13 protein-coding genes are annotated in these 19,701 nt (G+C 64.5%); 4 read left to right on the plus strand and 9 right to left on the minus strand.

Going from position 1 to position 19,701, the window contains the following annotated elements; all coding sequences use genetic code 11:
- Positions 1-2 precede the first annotated feature (2 nt).
- Positions 3-1,769, minus strand: coding sequence for a single-stranded-DNA-specific exonuclease RecJ (recJ, locus tag CEQ44_RS20580; protein WP_088182341.1), 1,767 nt, complete (start codon positions 1,767-1,769; stop codon positions 3-5).
- A 138-nt stretch (positions 1,770-1,907) separates the two neighbouring features.
- On the opposite strand from recJ, the gene CEQ44_RS20585 reads away from it, so the two are divergent.
- Both CEQ44_RS20585 and CEQ44_RS20590 read left to right on the plus strand, forming a co-directional pair.
- Positions 1,908-4,031 (plus strand): BamA/TamA family outer membrane protein, encoded by a 2,124-nt coding sequence (locus CEQ44_RS20585; RefSeq protein ID WP_088182342.1) that lies wholly within the window; start codon positions 1,908-1,910, stop codon positions 4,029-4,031.
- A complete protein-coding gene (locus CEQ44_RS20590; protein ID WP_088182343.1) occupies positions 4,031-8,251 on the plus strand; it encodes a translocation/assembly module TamB domain-containing protein in 4,221 nt (1,406 codons plus the stop codon). The genes CEQ44_RS20585 and CEQ44_RS20590 overlap by 1 nt, the downstream gene beginning before the upstream one ends.
- 106 nt (positions 8,252-8,357) lie before the next feature.
- Here CEQ44_RS20590 and CEQ44_RS20595 read toward each other — a convergent pair whose 3' ends face one another.
- The 4 genes from CEQ44_RS20595 to CEQ44_RS20610 all read right to left on the minus strand — a co-directional run bounded on the left by CEQ44_RS20595 (position 8,358) and on the right by CEQ44_RS20610 (position 12,124).
- A complete protein-coding gene (locus tag CEQ44_RS20595; protein WP_088182419.1) occupies positions 8,358-9,146 on the minus strand; it encodes an APH(3')-I family aminoglycoside O-phosphotransferase in 789 nt (262 codons plus the stop codon).
- A gap of 115 nt (positions 9,147-9,261) precedes the next feature.
- Positions 9,262-10,050: a transglutaminase family protein gene (locus CEQ44_RS20600; protein ID WP_088182344.1), complete on the minus strand. Its 789-nt coding sequence runs from the start codon at positions 10,048-10,050 to the stop codon at positions 9,262-9,264.
- A 524-nt stretch (positions 10,051-10,574) separates the two neighbouring features.
- Positions 10,575-11,648 carry a recombinase RecA gene (gene recA / locus CEQ44_RS20605; protein WP_088182345.1) on the minus strand — a complete coding sequence of 358 codons (1,074 nt, stop codon included), beginning with the start codon at positions 11,646-11,648 and terminating at the stop codon, positions 10,575-10,577.
- Between the two features lie 119 nt (positions 11,649-11,767).
- A complete protein-coding gene (locus CEQ44_RS20610) occupies positions 11,768-12,124 on the minus strand; it encodes a response regulator (protein ID WP_088182346.1) in 357 nt (118 codons plus the stop codon).
- A gap of 411 nt (positions 12,125-12,535) precedes the next feature.
- Between CEQ44_RS20610 and CEQ44_RS20620 the strand changes: the two genes are divergently transcribed.
- The gene (locus tag CEQ44_RS20620; RefSeq protein ID WP_088182347.1) at positions 12,536-12,937 is read left to right on the plus strand and encodes a hypothetical protein; all 402 of its coding nucleotides are present in this window, start codon (positions 12,536-12,538) and stop codon (positions 12,935-12,937) included.
- Positions 12,938-12,965: 28 nt separating this feature from the next.
- Here CEQ44_RS20620 and CEQ44_RS20625 read toward each other — a convergent pair whose 3' ends face one another.
- The 4 genes from CEQ44_RS20625 to dapA all read right to left on the minus strand — a co-directional run bounded on the left by CEQ44_RS20625 (position 12,966) and on the right by dapA (position 17,429).
- The gene (locus CEQ44_RS20625; protein WP_176400199.1) at positions 12,966-15,350 is read right to left on the minus strand and encodes an ATP-binding protein; all 2,385 of its coding nucleotides are present in this window, start codon (positions 15,348-15,350) and stop codon (positions 12,966-12,968) included.
- A 66-nt stretch (positions 15,351-15,416) separates the two neighbouring features.
- The gene (locus tag CEQ44_RS20630) at positions 15,417-16,010 is read right to left on the minus strand and encodes a DUF2062 domain-containing protein (protein ID WP_088182348.1); all 594 of its coding nucleotides are present in this window, start codon (positions 16,008-16,010) and stop codon (positions 15,417-15,419) included.
- Positions 16,007-16,489: an SsrA-binding protein SmpB gene (smpB, locus tag CEQ44_RS20635; RefSeq protein WP_088182349.1), complete on the minus strand. Its 483-nt coding sequence runs from the start codon at positions 16,487-16,489 to the stop codon at positions 16,007-16,009. The genes CEQ44_RS20630 and smpB overlap by 4 nt, the downstream gene beginning before the upstream one ends.
- A 61-nt stretch (positions 16,490-16,550) precedes the next feature.
- The gene (dapA, locus tag CEQ44_RS20640; protein WP_088182350.1) at positions 16,551-17,429 is read right to left on the minus strand and encodes a 4-hydroxy-tetrahydrodipicolinate synthase; all 879 of its coding nucleotides are present in this window, start codon (positions 17,427-17,429) and stop codon (positions 16,551-16,553) included.
- Between the two features lie 147 nt (positions 17,430-17,576).
- Between dapA and CEQ44_RS20645 the strand changes: the two genes are divergently transcribed.
- A complete protein-coding gene (locus CEQ44_RS20645; protein ID WP_373438215.1) occupies positions 17,577-19,616 on the plus strand; it encodes a transglycosylase SLT domain-containing protein in 2,040 nt (679 codons plus the stop codon).
- Positions 19,617-19,701: the final 85 nt, after the last annotated feature.

Genomic DNA, 19,701 nt, shown 5'->3' on the forward strand with positions numbered 1-19,701 from the left:
CCTCAATCCGCCCAGGCTGCGTCCTCCAGATGCAGTTCTGCGGCCGGGCGGCTGCCCCAGTCGTCGATCTTCGCCTTGCCCGCGACCCACAGCTTGCGGTCGCGTGGCGCGCCCAATATCGCCTGACCCAAATCGGTTTCGGCCTGGCGAAAGGCGATCGTCTTGATCGACCGGCCATCCTCCCCGCTCATGATCGCGCGCAGATGGCCGTTGCCCACGACATCGGCCTTGATGACGCGCATCGGCCCGGCGGCGATCAGCGGGGCGGGCCAGCCCGCGCCGTAGGGACCGCCCTGTTCGATCGCCGCGACGAAGTCCGGGTTTAAGCCAGCAGGGGCGAGCACCGCGTCGATCATCAGCGCCCGATTGTCGCGCGCCTTGGCGACGGCGGCCGACAGCCGGTCGTCCAGAAAGTCCGCCAGCGCATCGATCCGGTCCGCCGCGACCGTCAACCCCGCCGCCATGGCATGGCCGCCGCCCGCGACCAGCAGGCCGCTATCCTTGGCCGCCATCACCGCCGCGCCCAGATCCACGCCGGAAATGGAGCGGCCCGACCCCTTCCCAACGCCGTCCTCATCCACCGCGATGACGATGGCGGGGCGACCTGCCTTTTCCTTGATCCGGCCCGCGACGATGCCGATGACGCCGGGATGCCAGCCCTGGCCGGATATCACCGCTACGGCGCGGTTGCCCTGCGCCGACAGCAGCGCTTCCGCCTGTTCCTGCACCGTGGATTCGATCGCGCGCCGCTCTTCATTATACTGGTCGAGTTGCGCAGCGATGCTGGCGGCTTCAGCCGGGTCTTGCGTCGTGAGCAGCCGCACGCCCAAATCCGCCTGCCCGACCCGTCCGCCGGCGTTGATGCGGGGGCCAAGGGCGAATCCCAGATCATGGCATAGCGGCGCGCGGGTCAGGCCGCTGGCGTCGATCAGTGCGGCCAGGCCGATATTGTGGCGCTTGGCCATGACTTTCAGCCCCTGCGCCACGAAGGCGCGATTGAGGCCCTTCAACTGCGCGACGTCCGCCACCGTGCCGAGCGCGACGATATCGAGCAATTCCATCAACGCGGGTTCGCCGCGACTGGCGAACCATCCCCGCGCGCGGAGCACTCGCACCAGCGCCGCGCCAAGCAGGAAGGCGACGCCGACCGCGGCGAGATGGCCATGCACCGCCGCGCCGTCATTCTCGTCCAGCCGGTTGGGGTTCACCAGCGCAAAGGCTTCGGGCAGCGTGGTCGAACATTTATGGTGATCGACCACAACGACATCGACGCCGGTCGCCTTGGCCATCGACAGGGCTTCGAACGCCTGCGCGCCGCAATCGACGGTCACGATCAGCGTCGCACCCTCCCCCGCCAGGCGCACCAGCGCCTCGCCCGACGGGCCATAGCCTTCCATCAACCGGTCGGGGATATAGGGTTTGGCGTGCAGTCCCAAGTCGCGCAGCAGCCGAATCAACAGCGCCGCGCTGGTCGCGCCATCGACGTCGTAATCGCCGAAGATGCGGACGTCCTCGCCCCGCTGCACTGCGTCGGCCAGCCGATCGGCGGCGGCGTCCATGTCGCGGAACAGGCTGGGGTCGGGCATGAAGGCGCGAATGGTGGGATTGCGATGGGCATCGACCGCATCACGCGGACAGCCGCGGGCGAGCAGCAATTGCGTCACCAGATCGTCGGGCAGATAGGTCGCGTCGCGCCCGTCGGCGCTCCCGCCGCGCCAGCGCCAGGGCTGGCCAGAGATGGATCGGGAAATATTGAGCGCAAATGTCATGCGACCGCTCTACCCTGCCGCGAGTCGCGTGGGAAGCGCAGCAAATCGTGCGGCCGCGGAACCCATGCAACTTGTTGAGCGTATTGCCTCTTTACCGCGCGTGTGGAATGCACGATGCGAAGGGGGCATCGCAGGTTCATGACGACACGACAGGCATATCATGTCCGGCGCATCCTGGTTGCGGCGCTGATGACAGCCTCGTCCCTGCCCTTGATGGCGCAAGCTCAGTCGACGCCCGCACCAAGCCCCAATCTTCCTTATGAGGCGACGCAGGATGAAGAGCCGATCCTGACGGACGACCAGTTCGAGGCCCGCCTGCCCAAGGTCGAAAGCGCCAATCCCAATGCGCCCCTGCCCTCCATCGATAGCTGGATCGACCAGCAGATGCCGCAGCAATCGACAGCGCCGGCCGAATTGCCGCCAGCGACCGATCCGGCCGAGGAACAGGAACTGGCCCAGCCGTTGCCGCCGCTAGGCAGCGTCACCGTACCGGCCAATGTCGCATCCAGTGCCGATCCCAATGCGAAGCAGCCCGATATACGCTATGCCACCAGCATCGAAGGCTTCGGCAAGACGGGACTGGAAGACGAATTCCGCGCCGCATCCGCATTGATGGACGGCAAGGGCAAGGCGGAAACCGCGGCCATGGTGCAGGCGCGCGCGCAGGAGGATGAGAAGCTGGCGACGCGCCTCTTCTATTCCGAAGGCTATTATGACGCGACCGCGCTGGCCAGCCTGGACCAGGCGGGCGACGGGACGCTCAAGGCCGTGATTTCCGTGACGCCGGGCAAGCGCTACAAGATCGGCGACATTGTCATTACCGCGGGGCCGACCGTGCCCCCCGGTCTGGTGCGCGACAGCCTGCCGCTCAAGACCGGCGATTATATCGTCGCGACCTTGGTGGAAGGCGCGGAGGCCAATGTCGCGCTGAAGCTGCCGGAAAATGGCTATCCCTTCGCGAACGTGGGCCAGCGCGATATCTTGCTCGATCCCGCGACGGTGACGGGCGACTATACATTGCCGGTCGAAACCGGCCCACGCGGCACGTTCCGCAAGATCACCACCAGCGGCGACAAGCAGGCGTTCGGCGCCGACCATATGGAGGTCATCAAGCGCTACAAGCCGGGCGAACTTTACGACAGCCGCAAGGTGGACGATCTGCGCAAGGCGCTGGTGGCGACATCCCTGTTTTCCAGCGTATCGGTGGAGCCGGTGCGGACCGGTGAGGCGGGGCCGGACGGCACCGAATATGTCGATTTGGCCGTGGAGCAGGACGCGGGACCGCCGCGAACGCTGGCGGGCGAAGCGGGCTATGGCACCGGGCAGGGTTTCCGGGCCGAAGCGACATGGACCCATCGCAACTTCTTCCCGCCCGAGGGCGCATTGATCGGCGGCGTCATCGCCGGCACGCAGGAGCAAGGCGTTTCGGGCACATTCCGCCGGTCCAATGCGGGCAAGCGGGACAGGACTTTCCAGGCCGGCGCGACGCTCAACCACCAGAAGTACGACGCCTATGAAGCCTTCACCGCGGGGCTGAACATCGGCTGGGCACGCCAGTCGACGCCGATCTTCCAAAAGCGCTGGACCTACAGCTATGGCGCGGAAATTCTGCTGACCAACGAGCAGGTGGTGATCGACCCGGCGACCGCGGACAAGACGCGGCGCACCTATTTCATCGGCGGCCTGCCGGTGCAGATCGGCTATGATCGGTCCAACGATCTGCTCAACCCGACCAAGGGATTCCGCGCCAATCTGCGGGCCGAACCGGAAGGGTCGTTGCAGGGCAGTTTTTCCCCCTATCTGCGCGCCAGTTTCGACCTGACCGGCTATTATCCCGTGTCGGACAGCCTGGTGATCGCGGGCCGGGCCAAGGTCGGCACCATCACCGGCGTCAGCCGCGCCGATGTCGCGCCTTCGCGGCGTATCTATGCAGGCGGCGGCGGATCGGTGCGTGGCTTTGGCTATCAGGAACTGGGGCCAAAGGACGCCAATAACGATCCGATCGGCGGCCGGTCCGTCAATGAATTTGCGGTCGAGGGTCGGTATCGCTTCGGCAATTATGGCGTCGTCGCCTTCGTGGACGCCGGTCAAGTCTATGAAAGCTCCATGCCAGAATTTTCCGACATGCGGTACGGCGTCGGCCTGGGCGGCCGCTTTTACACCAATTTCGGTCCCTTCCGCGCGGACATCGCCATGCCGATCAACCGGCAGCCTGGCGAGTCCAAATTCGCCCTCTATATCGGCATCGGGCAGGCCTTCTGATGGCGCAGGACGACACTATGCCCCCCGCTGACGAAGCAACCCAGACGGTCGTGATCCGCGAAAAGCGCCCGCTGTGGCAGAAGATCGCAATCGGGGTCGTCGGCCTGGTCGTCGCCCTTGTGGTGCTGGCGGGCGGGCTGCTGCTGGGCCTCAATACCCAACCCGGCAAGAAATTCCTGATCCAGCAGATCGCCGCGCTGCAGATGGAATCGGGCATGAAGATCGAGGTCGGGCGGATCGACGGGTCGATCTACAGCGACATGACGATCCACGACCTGGTGCTGCGCGACCCCAAGGGCGTGTTCGCGGTCAGCCCAAAGGTCCATGTGATCTGGCGCCCGTTCCGCTACGTCAATAATCATATCGCAGTCAGCCTGCTTGAAACGCCGCTGGTCGTGCTGGCGCGCAGTCCGCAATTCAATCAAACGCCGACCGATCCCAACGCGCCGATTCTGCCCGACCTCGACATCGACGTCGACCGGATGAAGATCGGCAAGTTCATTCTGGCCAAGCCGGTGATCGGCCAGAAGCGCGAGATCGCGATCGACGGCGTGACGCATATCGCCGACGGCCGCGCCATCCTGTCCGCCGACGCGATCGTCGACAGCGGCGACCGGCTGCAGGCGAAGCTGGACGCGGTGCCGGACCAGAACCGCCTGGCGATGAGCGGCACACTGACCGCGCCCAAGGGCGGCGTGATCGCGGGGATGACCGGCCTGACCGATGGCGTCACCGCGACGCTGGACGGCAAGGGGACGTGGCAGGCGTGGAACGGCAAGGTCGTCGCGACCTCGCCCAAAGGCGAACTCGCCAACATCGCCCTGTCGGCGCGAGACGGCAATTTTACCGCCAAAGGCCCGGTCCGCCCCGGCCTGGTCTTCGCCGGCACGGTCGATCGCCTGACCGCGCCGCAACTGGACGTCGATCTGTTCGCCGGCCTCAACGAACGGCGGGTGAACATCAAGGGCACGCTGCGTTCGCCCGCGATGTCGGCCGATGCGCAGGGGCTGATCGATCTGGGCACGAGCCGGTTCAGCGCGCTCAAGATCAATGCCGCACTGCTGACGCCCGGCGCGATCATGGAGAAGGTGAAGGGCCGCGATGTGCGTGCGTCCATCATCCTCGACGGGCCGATGGCGACGCCATTTATTGATTATGACATCACCGCCAAGACTCTGGCCTTCGACGCGACCGGCATCGAGAATCTGAAGGCCAGCGGCCGGGCGGTGATCGATACGGACCGCATCCGCATACCGATCAGCGCCACTGCGACCCGCGTCACCGGCCTTAATGCCGCGGCGGGCGGGTTGCTGCAGAATTTGCGCGTGAAGGGCGACTTCGCCTATGCCGCGGGCAAGCTGATCAGCGATAATCTGAAGATCGACAGCGACCGGGTGGACGCCACCGCGATCGTACTGGCCGACCTAGACAACGCGCTCTATCGCGGCGCGCTCAAGGGGCGGGTTAACGACTATAAGATCGACGGCGTCGGTATCGTCAACCTCAACACCGATGTCGAGTTGGTGCCCGGCCCCAGGGGCGGCTTCGGCCTGGCGGGTCGCTTCGGCGTGCGCACGGCGCGCTGGGAAAATGCGTCGGTCCGCGATTTCCTGGGCGGCAATGCGGTCGCCAGCGGCAGGATCGGCATGACGCCGGAGGGGAAGTTCACGCTGGCGGGCCTCAAGGGCGCAGCGCCCAATTTCACCATCCACAGCGGCTCCGGCAGCTATGATAGCAATGGGCAGGTCGCGTTCGACGCGACCGCGTCGTCCAAACAATATGGCCCGCTGGCGCTGACCGTCCGGGGCACGATAGAGCGGCCGCAAGCCGTGCTGCGCGCATCGCGACCCAATGTCGGCGTGCAGCTGACCGATGTCGTCGCCAAGCTGAATGGCGAGGCGGCGGGATACCGGCTCGAAGCCACCGGCGGGTCGCCCTATGGTCCCTTTTTCGCCAATGTGCTGATCCGCACCGCCCAAGGCCCGCTGACCATCGACGTGACCAAGGCGCGCTTCGCCGGGGTCGATATGAACGGTCGCATCCAGCAGAGCGCCGCTGGTCCCTTCACCGGGCAGCTTGCGATGAACGGTTCCGGCATCACTGGCGCGATCCGGCTGGCGGCGGTAGGCAAGGTGCAGGGCGTCGACGTCAACGCCACCGCCAGCAATGCCAAACTGCCGGGAGACGCCGATGTCGTGATCGGCCGGGCGATCGTAGCGGCATCCATCCTGCTGACCGAGCAGCCGCAGATCAAGGCCGACGCCCAGATCGCCAATGCCGCCTATGGCGCCTATGTCGTGCGCAAAGCGCGGGCGCGGATCGACTATCAGGGCGGGCGTGGGCGCGCGCAAATGGTCGCCGATGGCTCGAGCGGCGTGCCCTTCTCCATCGCCGCCAATGCGGCGCTGCGCCCCAACCTCTATGCCGTGGCGTTGCAGGGCAAGGCCGCCAATATCGACTTCCGCCTGGCCCAACCTGCGATCATCCGCAGCGAGCCAAGCGGATATCGGCTGGAACCGGCGACGCTGGTCTTGCCGCAGGGCAAGGTCGACCTGGCCGGCCGTTTTGGCGACACGACCGTAGCGCAGGCGCGGTTCAAGGATTTCGACCTGGCGATCGCCAATATCGCTGCGCCCGGCCTGGGAGTCGGCGGCAAGATGACCGGGACGCTGGATTATGCGCAGAAGGGTAGCGCTTTTCCGACCGCTACCACCCGTCTGGCGATCAACAATTTCCGCCGGTCCAGCCTGACCGCCGTATCCGACCCGGTGTCGATGAATGTCGAGGGCAAGTTGTCGTCGGCAGGCGGCGACCTGCGCGGCCTGATCCGCGCGGGTAGCGCGACGTTGGGCCGCTTCACCGCGACCCTTGCCCCTCCGGGCAGCGGCGCAAGCTGGGCCGAGCAGTTGCAGAATGCGCCTCTGGGCGGTGGCATCCGCTATGCCGGCCCGGCCGATGTGCTCTTTTCCTTCGCTGGCCTCGCCGATCAGCAGTTGACCGGCGGCCTCGCCGTCGCGGCGGACTTTAGCGGGCGGCTGAGCGATCCGCGCTTGAACGGCGTGGTCCGCGCCAATGCGCTGACTTATGAAAATGAGACGTTCGGCACCCGCGTCACCCAGATGAAGCTGGATGGCCGGTTCACCAACGATCATCTGGAGATCCGCGACTTTTCCGGTCGGGCGGGTGATGGAACGGTGCAGGCGTCGGGCAATGTCGGTCTGGCGGCGGCCAGCGGCTTCCCGATGGATATCGCGGTCAAACTGAACCGCGCGCGACTGGCGCGGAGTGAGGCGATCACCAGCGTCGTCAGCGGCACCATCAACATCAGCAACAGCGCGGCCAATGGCGGCCTGATAAAGGGCGACCTCAACCTGCCGGAAACCCGGTACAAGGTGGCGTGGCAGGGCGGCACCGAAATTCGCCAGTTGACCGGCGTGCGACGCAAAGGTGAAGGCGGCGACGCGCTCGACCAGCGTCTGGCCGATCGCAAGGCCGCGGCCAAACCGACCGACTGGAAACTGGATATCCGGGTGAAGGCCGACAATGAAATCTATGTGACCGGCATGGGGCTGGATTCCGAATGGAAAACCAACATGCGGGTCACCGGTACGACCGCCAATCCGCGCGTCGTCGGCAAGATCGAATCGATTCGTGGGCGCTATAGCTTTTCAGGCCATCAGTTCGAGCTGGAACAGGGCGTCATCACCTTCAACGGGCCGATGATGAACCCGATCCTGGCGATCAAGGCGCAGACGCGGATCGACACGGTGACCGCGGGCATCCAGGTGACGGGATCGGCGCAGCAGCCCGACATCGCCTTCATCTCCACGCCCACCTTGCCACAGGACGAAATCCTCTCGCGCATCCTCTTCGGAGACAATGTCGCCAACCTGTCGCCGATGCAGGCAGTGCAGCTGGCGGCAGCGCTGAACGGGCTGCGCGGGGGCAGCGGCGGGCTCAACCCGATGGGCAAGTTGCAGGGCGCGTCGGGCATCGATCGGATCGGCATCGTCGGCGGCGATGATACGACCGGGCGCGGGACGTCGCTCGCCGTCGGCCAGCATATCTCCAACAATATCTATGTGGAGGTCATCACCGACTCTAAGGGCTTCACCGCCACCCAGCTGGAAATCGCGCTGTCCAAGACGCTGAGTCTGTTGTCGAAGACCGGCACCAATGCCGGGTCTTCCGCCAACCTGCGCTATTCGAAGGATTATTGAGGCATAGGCTAAGATGAACCGCTGTGCCGCCAGTCCGAGTGCCGATCATGCCATGTGGGCGTTAACGGCGCGCGGCCCTGGACGAAGCCTTCTGATGGCGGTTTGGCTAGAAAAACTCGTCCAGCATCAGGTGGAATTGCAACTTGGCATGGTCTAGGTCATGCATGCCATATTGTTCGAGGAACCGGCGCTGCAGCGGTGCATCGAACTCCCCCAGGCAGTTCCATAGGATGGCGATATCCTGGTAGCGATCGGCAATCCCGACCCGGCCGACGTCAATGCATCCAACCACTGCCCCATCGGCCATCAGCAGGTTATCGAGCGAGAAGTCGCCGTGCGTGACGACAGGGTCGGGCGCGAAAGGCAGAAGCGCGTTCATGGCGTCCCATACCGCCTGCGCCGTCCAGTCCGCTCGCTCCTCGTCAAAATCATCTTCGTCCACCAGCCCCGCGTGGATGCGATCATGCGCCTGGGCAAGCCGATATGCATGATCGCTATTGAAAGGGCATGCGCTGGTCGGAATGGCATGTAGCCGGCGCATGAACGCGGCGAGCGCATCGACGATGGCGATGGATTTGTGCGGATCGTTCGCCAGGCATTGGTAAGCGGTCTGCCCGGCGATGGCGGTCATCACCAACCAGGATTCGTCGCGCACGCTGGCAAAATACACTGTGTGCGGCACCGGCATATGGGTCGCGAGCCAGCGAAGCCGGACCGTCTCATCCAGGATATCCGCCACCACGCCACCCCTGCCATATTTCAGGAACAGGTCGGGCCGATCTGCCCGTTTAAGGCGATACACCGATCCGCCCGATTCCCCAATCGTGTCGCTGTACCATCGATAGCCGGACAGCAAAGTCGCCAAACTTTCAGGCATGGCTATGGGTGCGGGCATTTCCTCCAGCGTCACGTCGGCTCCCCGTCGATATGCCCGGCTCTGGCCTCTTTTGATAACGGCTGGACGATCAAGAGGAAAGAGGCGGCCGAAGCGACCTGATGCTCTGTGGGCGTCAGGTGTCCTCGACCCGCGTGACCGTAATCGACTGCGCGTTCATCATTGCGCCGCCGAAGACGGTCATGAATGCGATGTCGGTGGCGTCGCGACCGACGGCGATGCGGACCATGGTTTCAACCGGGGCGAGGCCCGTCGAATCGACGATGTGCCAAGCGCCGTCGAGCCAGACTTCGACCACGGCATGGAAGTCCGGCGGGTCTAGGCCCAGCGCATAGACCGAGACCAGACGCGCAGGGATATCGCGCGATCGAATGAGCGCCGCGGTCAGATGCGCAAAATCGCGGCACACGCCCTGCTGAGCAACGAAGGTGTCGGCCGCCGTCGTCGTGATGTCCGAACTGCCCGGCACATAGACGAGATTGTCATGCACCCAATCGACCAGCGCCTGCACCAGCGCGCCCCCCTCCAGATCCGGGAAATGGCTGCTGACGAAGCTGCCGAAACGGTCGGCCTCGCAATAGCGGCTGGGCCAGATGAAGGGCAGCACCTCTTCGGGCAGGCTGGCCAGCGGGCTTTTGGCGAGGCTGGCGATGGCGACCGGGGCGCGATCGACGTCCACCGTGGCGCGATAAGTGCTGAGCATGCGGCCGGTGCCGGTGCGGGTCCATGTGCGGCGGCCAATGCCACTGCCCCCGACCTTGTTGGTCAGCGGCCCGGCATTGTCGATGATATGCGATTGGGTGACAACCCGCTGGTCGGGCAGCGCGGCTGCTTCGACCGCGAGCAGGACGTCAGTCGGTTCAGCAAAGTCATAGTCGAGGATCGCTTCGATGGCGACGCGCATGGGATGGATTCCGGTGTGAGAGGGGGACGGGTCGAATCGGGGCGTCCAGGACAGCATCGGGAGGCTGCAGGACGTTAGCAAGAGGGCTTGAGCAACCGCCGGATAGGGCGGCTGGAATGGGGCGGGCCTGGTGAAACGATATGGCGGTGGACAGATGGCCTGGCCTGAAAAGCCTGCCCGCGCATTATGTTCCACTCGTCTGGATCATGGCGAAAGCTAAGGCAGGCAATGGGGCGATGGGGCCTTATGAGAAAGAGATGACGACACCATCGCGCGATTGGTGCAGGCATCGCCTATGGCGGGGGGAGCGTGGTCGGTCGCCGGCTTAACTTCGCATATTTCCCGCCAATCTTGTTCTTTCGTTACGCGGCTCTGGTCCTATCGAAAAGGGGTGACCCGCGCCGATCACGGTAAAAGGCCCGTCGCGCGGGGACGCGGCGGGCCTTTTCAGAGCGTGATGCGCAAGGCGAGCGAGGGCCGCTAAACGGCGCCCCGGCTGATCCGGCCGGGTGCCATTGCAGGGCTTATTCGCCATCATCCTCCGCATCGGGTCCGGTAATCATCTTTTCGGCGACCTCTTCGGTCTTGCCGCGGATGGCCTTTTCCAGCTTGTCCGCCAGTTCGGGATGTTCCTTGAGGAAGGTCTTGGAATTCTCACGCCCCTGACCGATGCGGATCGAGTCATAGGAGAACCAGGCGCCCGACTTTTCCACGATCCCGGCCTTGACGCCCAGGTCGAGAATCTCACCGATCTTGGAGATGCCTTCGCCATACATGATGTCGAATTCGACCTGCTTGAAGGGCGGGGCGACCTTGTTCTTCACCACCTTCACGCGAGTCGCATTGCCGACGATATCGTCGCGATCCTTGATCTGACCGGTGCGACGGATGTCGAGACGGACGGAGGCGTAGAATTTGAGCGCGTTGCCGCCAGTCGTGGTTTCCGGGTTACCGTACATCACGCCGATCTTCATGCGCACCTGGTTAATGAAAATCACCATGCATTTGGAGCGCGAGATCGAGCCGGTCAGCTTGCGCAGCGCCTGGCTCATGAGGCGCGCTTGAAGGCCGACATGGCTGTCGCCCATCTCGCCCTCGATTTCCGCGCGCGGCACCAACGCCGCGACCGAGTCGATCACGAGAATGTCGATGGCGTTGGAGCGCACCAACGTATCGACGATTTCCAGCGCCTGTTCGCCGGTATCGGGCTGCGACACGATCAGTTCATCGATATCAACGCCCAGTTTCTTGGCATAGCCCGGATCGAGCGCATGTTCCGCGTCCACGAACGCCGCAGTGCCGCCGGCCTTCTGCGCCTCGGCGATGGCGTGCAGCGCCAGCGTGGTCTTGCCCGAGCTTTCGGGTCCGTAAATCTCGATAATGCGGCCCTTGGGCAGGCCGCCAATGCCGAGCGCGATGTCCAGGCCGAGCGAGCCGGTCGAGATCGCTTCGATCTCCAGCTTCTCGCGACTGCCCAGCTTCATGGCCGAACCCTTGCCGAAGGCGCGGTCGATCTGCGCGAGCGCCGCGTCCAATGCTTTCTGTCTGTCCATTGTCCCGTTCTTCTTGGAATCGATGAGTGAGAGCATTGCGGTCATCGGCCAGTCCTCTGTCAAGCGGAACACAAGTTTCCGTGTGTCTGGACGATGATGTATCCTGTTTGTTCTCAAAGAACAAGAGGGGAACGGAAATTTCCTATCCGGTTTTCCAACCCTCTTTATTCGCCCAATATCTTGCCCAGCGCGCGCTCGACCGCGCCGATGGTGAAGGGCTTGGCCAGGGTCGGCCGATCGGCGTGGCTGGGCGGCAGGTCGTCGGCCATGCCACCGGTCGCAAAGATGAACGGGATACCCTGTTCCACCAGGATGTCGGCCACCGGCCAGCTTTTCTCGCCCTGGAGGTTACAGTCCACCAGCGCCGCGTCGAACCCGCCCGCGCGCGCGTGGGCGCAGGCTTCATCGACCGACGCGGCCACGGCGTGCAACCGATAGCCCAGCGCGTCGAGATAATCCTCCAGCATCATGCCGATCATCGCTTCATCCTCGACGATCAATATGCTCTTGGCGTCCGACATGCTGCGTAATCCTCGCTAATCCAGCCGACTCGCTAACCGATCACCGCCGACTTGCCCAGCATATTCACCTTGACCAAGGTTGCGCCGTTGCGTCCTTCAGGGTCCAGCGTCTTGGAAAAGCCTCTCGATCGCCGTCCCGCTCACGAGGACGATGGCCATTCTCGACTTGTAGGGAAATGTTGCTGATATGTTCTTACCGCGATAACAGGTCGGGGCGAGAGGATGGAGCCGTCCCGATGTACGCGTAGGTAATATCGCCTACGATGTCACGCTGACTTTGAAGACCTTGAAAACGCCGCAAGTGCAAGGTTTTTTCAAAACAGATTTCCAACCAAGCCATGTCGTAATCATTCGTCCCAGCCATATCGGGCCGGATAGCAGCTATATCATAACCCGACCGGAGACGAAGCGATGAGCGGCTCTTCTACCTATCCCTATCCTAACCCCAATCCTTATATCCCGGCATCGCTCAGCGAGATTTATGATTTGCTGGGGTCAATGATACTCTGGGCTCCCGCCTTCACGGATGAATCCGGTTATTTTCCAGATAAAAACATAGACACCGAATTTCATGCGCTGACCGAGGGGTTCGGTAAAGTGCGCAAGAAGCTCGGCGAAGAGCGCTATGCCCAACTGATCGCGCTTGCCGCGCAGGCCAAGGCGCTGTTCGCCGACGATCCTGATGACGATAATGGCAAGACCGATCAGGGCCGCGCCTTATTGTTCGAGATAGAGGCGTTGATCCAGGGGGCACGATCGCGCCGCGTGGCGGCGAAGCTGACGGACGAGGACGGGGACATCTCCGGCGATTGACGACGAGGGGTCGTCCTCGCCCTCCCGATCACTTGGCTACTGGCCGCATCGCCAGCGCGTCGCGGGCGGCCTCCGCCAGTTGGCTGACCGAGAAGGGCTTGGGCAGGAAAGCGACATTGGCAAGGTCGATCGATTTGCGCAGTTGTTCCTCGGCATAGCCCGACATGAACAGCACCGGCAGGTCAGGATATGCGCGCCGCGCCTGAGCGACCATGGCGGGGCCATCCATATTGGGCATGACGACGTCGGAGATCAGCAGGTCGATCTTTTCCGGGCCGCTCAGCACCTCCAGACCCTGCTCGCCGTCATTGGCGGTCAACACTTTATAGCCCTGCCGCGTCAGCGCCCGTTCGGCGACGGCGCGGACCATATCCTCATCCTCCACCAGCAGCACGGTGCCGGTGCCCCAGGTTTCGGGCCGGGGCGCGGGCGCCTTCACCGGCGCGGGCTGTTGCGCATCGGCGCCGGCATAGACCGGCAGGTAGATGACGAAACTGGCGCCGCGACCCAGTTCGGATTCGGCGAAGATATAGCCGCCCGACTGTTTGACGATGCCATAGACGGTGGAAAGGCCAAGGCCCGTGCCCTTGCCCAATTCCTTGGTGGTGAAGAAGGGTTCGAAAATCTTCGCCAATATGTCGGGCGGTATGCCAAGGCCCGTGTCGGACACGCGCAGCGCGGTATAGTCGCCGACCGGCAGGATTTGCTGGCGCATTTCGCGCACTTTGATCGCGGGCACGGCATAGGTCTGGATATTGACGGTACCGCCTTCGGGCATGGCGTCGCGGGCGTTGACCGCGAGGTTGACGATCACCTGTTCCAGCTGGCCCGGATCGGCGCGGATCGCGCCCAGATTGCGGCCATGGGTCACGTCCAGCTTCACATTTTCGCCGAGCAGGCGTTTGAGCAGATTGGAGACGTCGGCGACGATGTCGGGCAGCTGCAATATCTGCGGCCGCAACGTCTGCTGGCGCGAGAAGGCAAGCAACTGGCGGGTCAGGCCCGCGGCGCGATTGCTGTTCGATTTGATCTGCTGGATATCGTCATAGTCGCTGTCGCCCGGCGTATGGCGCATCAGCATCAGGTCGCAATGGCCGATGATGGCGGTCAGGATATTGTTGAAATCATGCGCGACGCCGCCGGCCAACTGGCCGATCGCCTGCATCTTGGTCGCCTGCGCGACCTGGCGCTTGAGCTTGGATTCCTCGCTATTATCCTTGAGGCTGAGCAGCACCGCCGCTTCGCCCAGGCCCCGCACGCCCGCCAGGCTGAGCGCGATCGGATCGTCCGGCGTATCGCGCATCCGCACCGCGATGTCGCCCGACATTTGCGGGCCGACGGCGAAGCGGCGCACCGCGTCGGCGACTGCCGCCTGATCCTCCCGCACCACCAGATCGCCGGGGTAGCTGGGCGTGTCCCCGGACTTGAGGCCCGCAACCCGCGCAAAGGCGTTGTTGAGGAACAGGACGCGTCCGTCGCGGTCGGCCATGGCGAGGCCGAAGGGCAGCAACGACAGCAGGGTTTCGATATAGGAGAGCGCCGACGTGCCGCCGCCACCGGCCGGCTCGTCGATCAGCAGCAGCAGCATCGGTCCGTCCTGCATCGACGCCTGCGATCCGTTGGGCTGCGCCGCGCGCTTCAAAGGCACCTGGAGCAGGCGCAGCGGCAGGCCGCCCTGCTCCTCGCGCGCCAGGAACAGCCGTCCCTTGTCGTCCACCCGCATATGGGCAGCGAAATCGCGCCCGGCGATATTGGCATCGATCCGCCCGGCGGCGCGCAGCAGGAAGGCGCCATTGGCGGCGCGGATGCGCCCTTCCCCGCCGATCAGCACCGCCATGATGCCCGCTTCGCCAAGCTGGCGGCCTGCTTCACCGGTCAGGAAGCGGTTGACGTCGTCCAGTGCGCTGGGCTGACGCACGGGTGAGAAGCGCCAGAGCAGATAATCTTCCGACCGGCCGGTGCGGGCGACATCGACGTCGAGGCGCAAGACACCCTGCGCCACGCCCTCATGCCTGGCCTCGCCATCGCGCCAGGCGGCGCGGGCGGCAGCGGACAGGGTATCGGTCAACGCCGCGTCGCCGGTGATGCCGGGCGGCGTCGGGTAGCCGGGAAACCATTCGCCGAACAGGTCGCTGGCGCACACCAGCCGTCCGCCCCGGTCGGTGACGGCGATCGCCATGCTCGATGCGTCGGCAGCGGCACGGGCGACCGTCCAGTCGGGCGTGGCTTCACGGTCCGAAACCTGCGCTGGGTAGAGATGGCGATACCAGCTGAGCAGGGCGGCGGCGATCAGGATGGTCGCAGCGAAACCGGCGGCGAGCGGCCAACTGCCCACGGCATAGAGCACGAGCGCGGCAGAGGCGAGGGCAGCCAGGATCAGCAGCGGCAGCGCCAAGCGCGAGCGCGGCTGCATCAGCCAGGCCTCTTCACCTCTTTTCAACCCGACACCTCTGAGCCTGCTAGCACATGACAACCAGCGTCAGACGCCGGCCGCTTTCTCCAATGCGCTGCTTTGATGGACCTTGCCAATCCTCAATTTGCGCGCCTGCCATTTGCGGCCCATGCGGTGGCGCCAGAACCAGTCGGCGACGACATAGCCGATGACGGCGCTGGCCAGCGAAATCAGGAAGAGGCCGAGCAGCATGGCCGGCGCGGCTTCGGACAGGAGCCAGGTGGTCCACTGGCTGACCGTGGCATGGCCATCGACCAGCGCCATGAAGCCGGTCGCGTCGGCGCTGCGGCCCAGCATCCAGTTGCCCAGCCACACCGACGCCATCAGAATGAGCGGCGTGGTGGCGGGATTGGAGAGGAAAGTCATCGCCGCGGCCACCGGAATATTGGCGCGGAACGGTAGCGCCAGCAGGGCCGCACCGGCGATCTGCACGCCGGGGATCAGCAGGAAAATGCCCACGAACAGGCCCAGCGCCACGCCGCGCGGCACCGAGCGGCGCGTGAAGCGCCAAAGCGAGGGTTCGAGCACACGATGCGCGACGGGGGCCAGGACGCGGCTCTGCTCCAGCGATTCGCGGGTCGGGCAATTGGCGTGCCACCAGCGGGTGAGGCGGCTCATCAGCCCTTGTCCCGCATGATGCGCTGCTGGTCGCGTTTCCAGTCGCGATCCTTGATCGTCTCGCGCTTGTCGTGGTTCTGCTTGCCCTTCGCCAGCGCCAGTTCGATCTTGGCCCGGCCCTGGCTATTGAAATAGACCATGAGCGGGACCAGCGTCATGCCCTTGCGGGACACGGCGCTATGCATTTTTTCGATCTCGCGTTCGTGCAGCAGCAGCTTGCGGGGCCGCTTGGGTTCGTGATTTTCGCGGTTGCCATGGCTATATTCGGGGATGTTGCTGTTCACCAGAAACACTTGATTACCCTTCACCTCGGCATAGCTTTCGGCGATATTGCCCTCACCACCACGAAGCGCTTTCACCTCGGTCCCCTGCAGGGCGATGCCCGCTTCGAACACGTCTTCGATGAAATAATCGAAGCGCGCGCGCCGGTTCTCGGCGACGATCTTCTTCTTGTCGAAGGTAGCGGGACGGGGACGGGCCATGACTGTCTAACTACTCATTTCATTATATGGGGCCACCTTATATGGGCCACCCGCCGCAACTTTACACCAATCCTGCAATCTCCAGCGCGCGGTCGACCGCCGCCCGGCTCGATTCCGACGGCCAGGTGATCGGCAGACGGACGTCGCTGGGCATATCGGCGCGGACGCGCGTGAGCGCATATTTAACCGGGCCGGGTGAAGAATCGCTGAACAGGGCATCGTGCAGGGGATAGAGACGATCCTGCAACACCAAGGCGCCATCCCAATCATGGCGCGCACAGGCGGCCTGGAAATCGGCGCACAGGCGCGGCGCGACATTGGCGGTGACGCTGATGCACCCTTTCCCGCCCATCGCGTTGAAACCCAGCGCCGTTTCGTCATTGCCCGACAGTTGACAGAAATCGGGGCCGCAGGCCAGGCGCTGGGCGGTGACACGCCCCAGATTTCCGGTCGCGTCCTTGATCCCGACGATCGACTGATATTCCTCGGCCAGGCGATACATCACCGGCACACCGATGTCGGTGATGGTGCGGCCAGGGACATTGTAGAGGACGATCGGAAGGTCGCAGCGTTCGGCGAGATAGGCGAAATGCTGATAGACGCCATCCTGATTGGGCTTGTTGTAATAGGGCGCGACCACCAGCGCGGCGTTCGCCCCGGCCCCTTGCGCCGCATACATATGTTCGAGAGCGATTCGGGTGTCGTTGGAACCGCACCCCGCGATGACAGGCACGCGCCCGGCGGCCTGATCGACGCAGATGGCGATGACGCGATTATGCTCCTCGACCGTCATCGTCGCGCTTTCGCCGGTGGTGCCGCAGGGGACGAGCGCGCTCGATCCTTCCGCGATCTGCCAGTCCACCAGGGCGCGAAACGCCGCCTCATCGACCCGCCCGTCGCGAAACGGGGTCACCAGAGCCGGAATCGAGCCCGAAAACATGATTAAACTCCTTCAAATCTCCGGGCAGCCGGGGCATGATCGATCAAGCGGCGCGCTATAGCGCGTCATTCAGGGCCTGATAAGGATGCAATTGCGATTATGTCCAGCATGAGCGCCGCCACCCATGTTGAAAGTTACCTGATCCGTATGCCCCTTATCGCCCTGTTGCTCATGACCGCCGGTGCCGGCGCGCAGACCGAAACGGTTCAGCGCATACCGCCCGAATATCCCTCTCAGGGACCGGTCGTCCAACCGCTGCCCGCGCAAAGCAGCGGACCCAGCCCCTGGCAACAGGCGCAGGGCCGGATCGGTGTGGCGCAGGATGGCAGCATCGCCAGCACGATCAGCCAGTGGCGCGCGTTGCAATCGAGCGATGGGCTAGGCTTTTCCACCTATGCCAGCTTCTTGGTCGCCAATCCCGGCTGGCCAGGCGAGGATCGGATGCGGCGGCTGGCGGAGACGGGGATCAATCCCGACAGCTTCGATCCCAGCCAGGTAGCGGGATTCTTCGCCCGTTTCCCGGCGCGTACCGCGACCGGCCATGCCCGCAACGCCGTGGCGCTGATGCAGCTTGGCCGGATGGACGAAGCGCGAATCGCCGCCCGCAATGCCTGGATCGGCGGACCGCTCAGCCCTACCGATGAAGCGCGGCTGCTGTCGCTGTTCGGCGCCACCCTGACGCCGGCGGATCATGACCAGCGCACCGACGCGCTGCTATGGGCCAATGACAGCAATGGCGCGGCGCGGATGATCGCCTATGTCAGCCCCGCCCGTCGGCCTGTGTTCCAGGCGCGGATCGCCTTCCGGCGCAAGGCACCCGATGCCGCGATGCTGATGCAGGCGGCCGAGGCCATGGGCGCGAGCGATGCGGGCTTCGTTGCCGACAAGGCGGTGTGGCTGCGCGACAGCGGCAATTGGGTCGCGGCACGCCAATATCTGGCGAACCGAAGCGCCGTCGCCTACCGCCCCAGCAACGCCGAGAAATTCTACGAAGTCCTGCTGGACCAGGCGCGCGGCGCGGCCAATGACAGCCAGTGGAGCTTCGCCTACGGCATCGCCAGCAAGATCGACGACGCGATCCCGCCCGGCACCGATGTCAGCATCCAGCCGATCGGCGTGCGCGACGATTATACCAGCCTGGCCTGGCTGGCGGGCAGCACGGCTTTCTACAATCTGGGTCGCCCGACCGACGCGGTGACGATGTTCCGCCGCTATGCCGACGCGGCCAAATCGCCCCAGACCAAGTCGAAGGGCTATTATTGGGCGGGGCGCGCCGCGCTCCAGTCCGGCGACGCCGCCACCGCCAACAGCTATTTTGCCCAAGCGGGGGTCTTCCCCGACCAGTTTTACGGACAACTGGCGCTGGAACGGCTGGGCCGCCCGATCCCCGCGCCCGCCACGGTCGAGCGGCCGGTGCCGATTTCCGCGGCGGAGCGCGCGGCCTTCGACAATCGGTCGGTCGTGCGCGCGGTCCAGGCGCTGGGGCAGATGGGCTATTGGGAGGAGCAGAGCAAATTCGCCCGCGCCATCGCCAATAATGCCGACAGCGACACCGATCATTTCCTTGCGGCCGAACTGGCGCAGCGGATCGGCCGTCCCGACATGGGCGTGATGGTCGGCCGCCGCGCCGTGTCGAGTGGCCTGACCGGCTATGGCACCAGCGCCTTCCCGCGCGTACCGGTGCCATCCGAAGCCCAATATAGCTGGACCATGATCCACGCCATCGCACGGCAGGAAAGCCAGTTCGACAAGCAGATCGTATCCCATGCCGGCGCGCGCGGCCTGATGCAGCTGATGCCCGGCACCGCGCGCGAACAGGCGGGCAAGATGGGCATGGGCTACGCCCCCGCCTCGCTCAATGATCCCAGCTACAATATCATGCTGGGATCAGGCTATTTCCAGCGGATGCTGGACTATTATGGCGGCAGCTATCCGCTGGCGGTGGCGGCCTATAATGCCGGGCCGGGCAATGTAAACAAATGGCTTCGCGCCAATGGCGACCCGCGCGTGCCGGGTGCCGACATGCTGCGCTGGATCGAGCAGATCCCGATCTTCGAAACGCGCAACTATGTGCAACGGGTGCTGGAAAACGCCGTGGTCTATGAGGCGATGAACCCGGAGCGGGCGAAGTTCCGGGGGACGAACGCGGTGCTGAGCCGCTATCTGGGCAAGCAGACGCCGGGGTGATTTTGGTTCGCGCGGAGGCGCAGAGGGCGCAGAGGTTTTTGAGGCCGCTGCGCGGCGGTGTCTTTGGCCGAACGCCGCTCCCCAC

This window comes from Sphingobium sp. Z007 (assembly GCF_900013425.1).
In the GTDB taxonomy this organism is placed as follows: Bacteria; Pseudomonadota; Alphaproteobacteria; order Sphingomonadales; family Sphingomonadaceae; genus Sphingobium.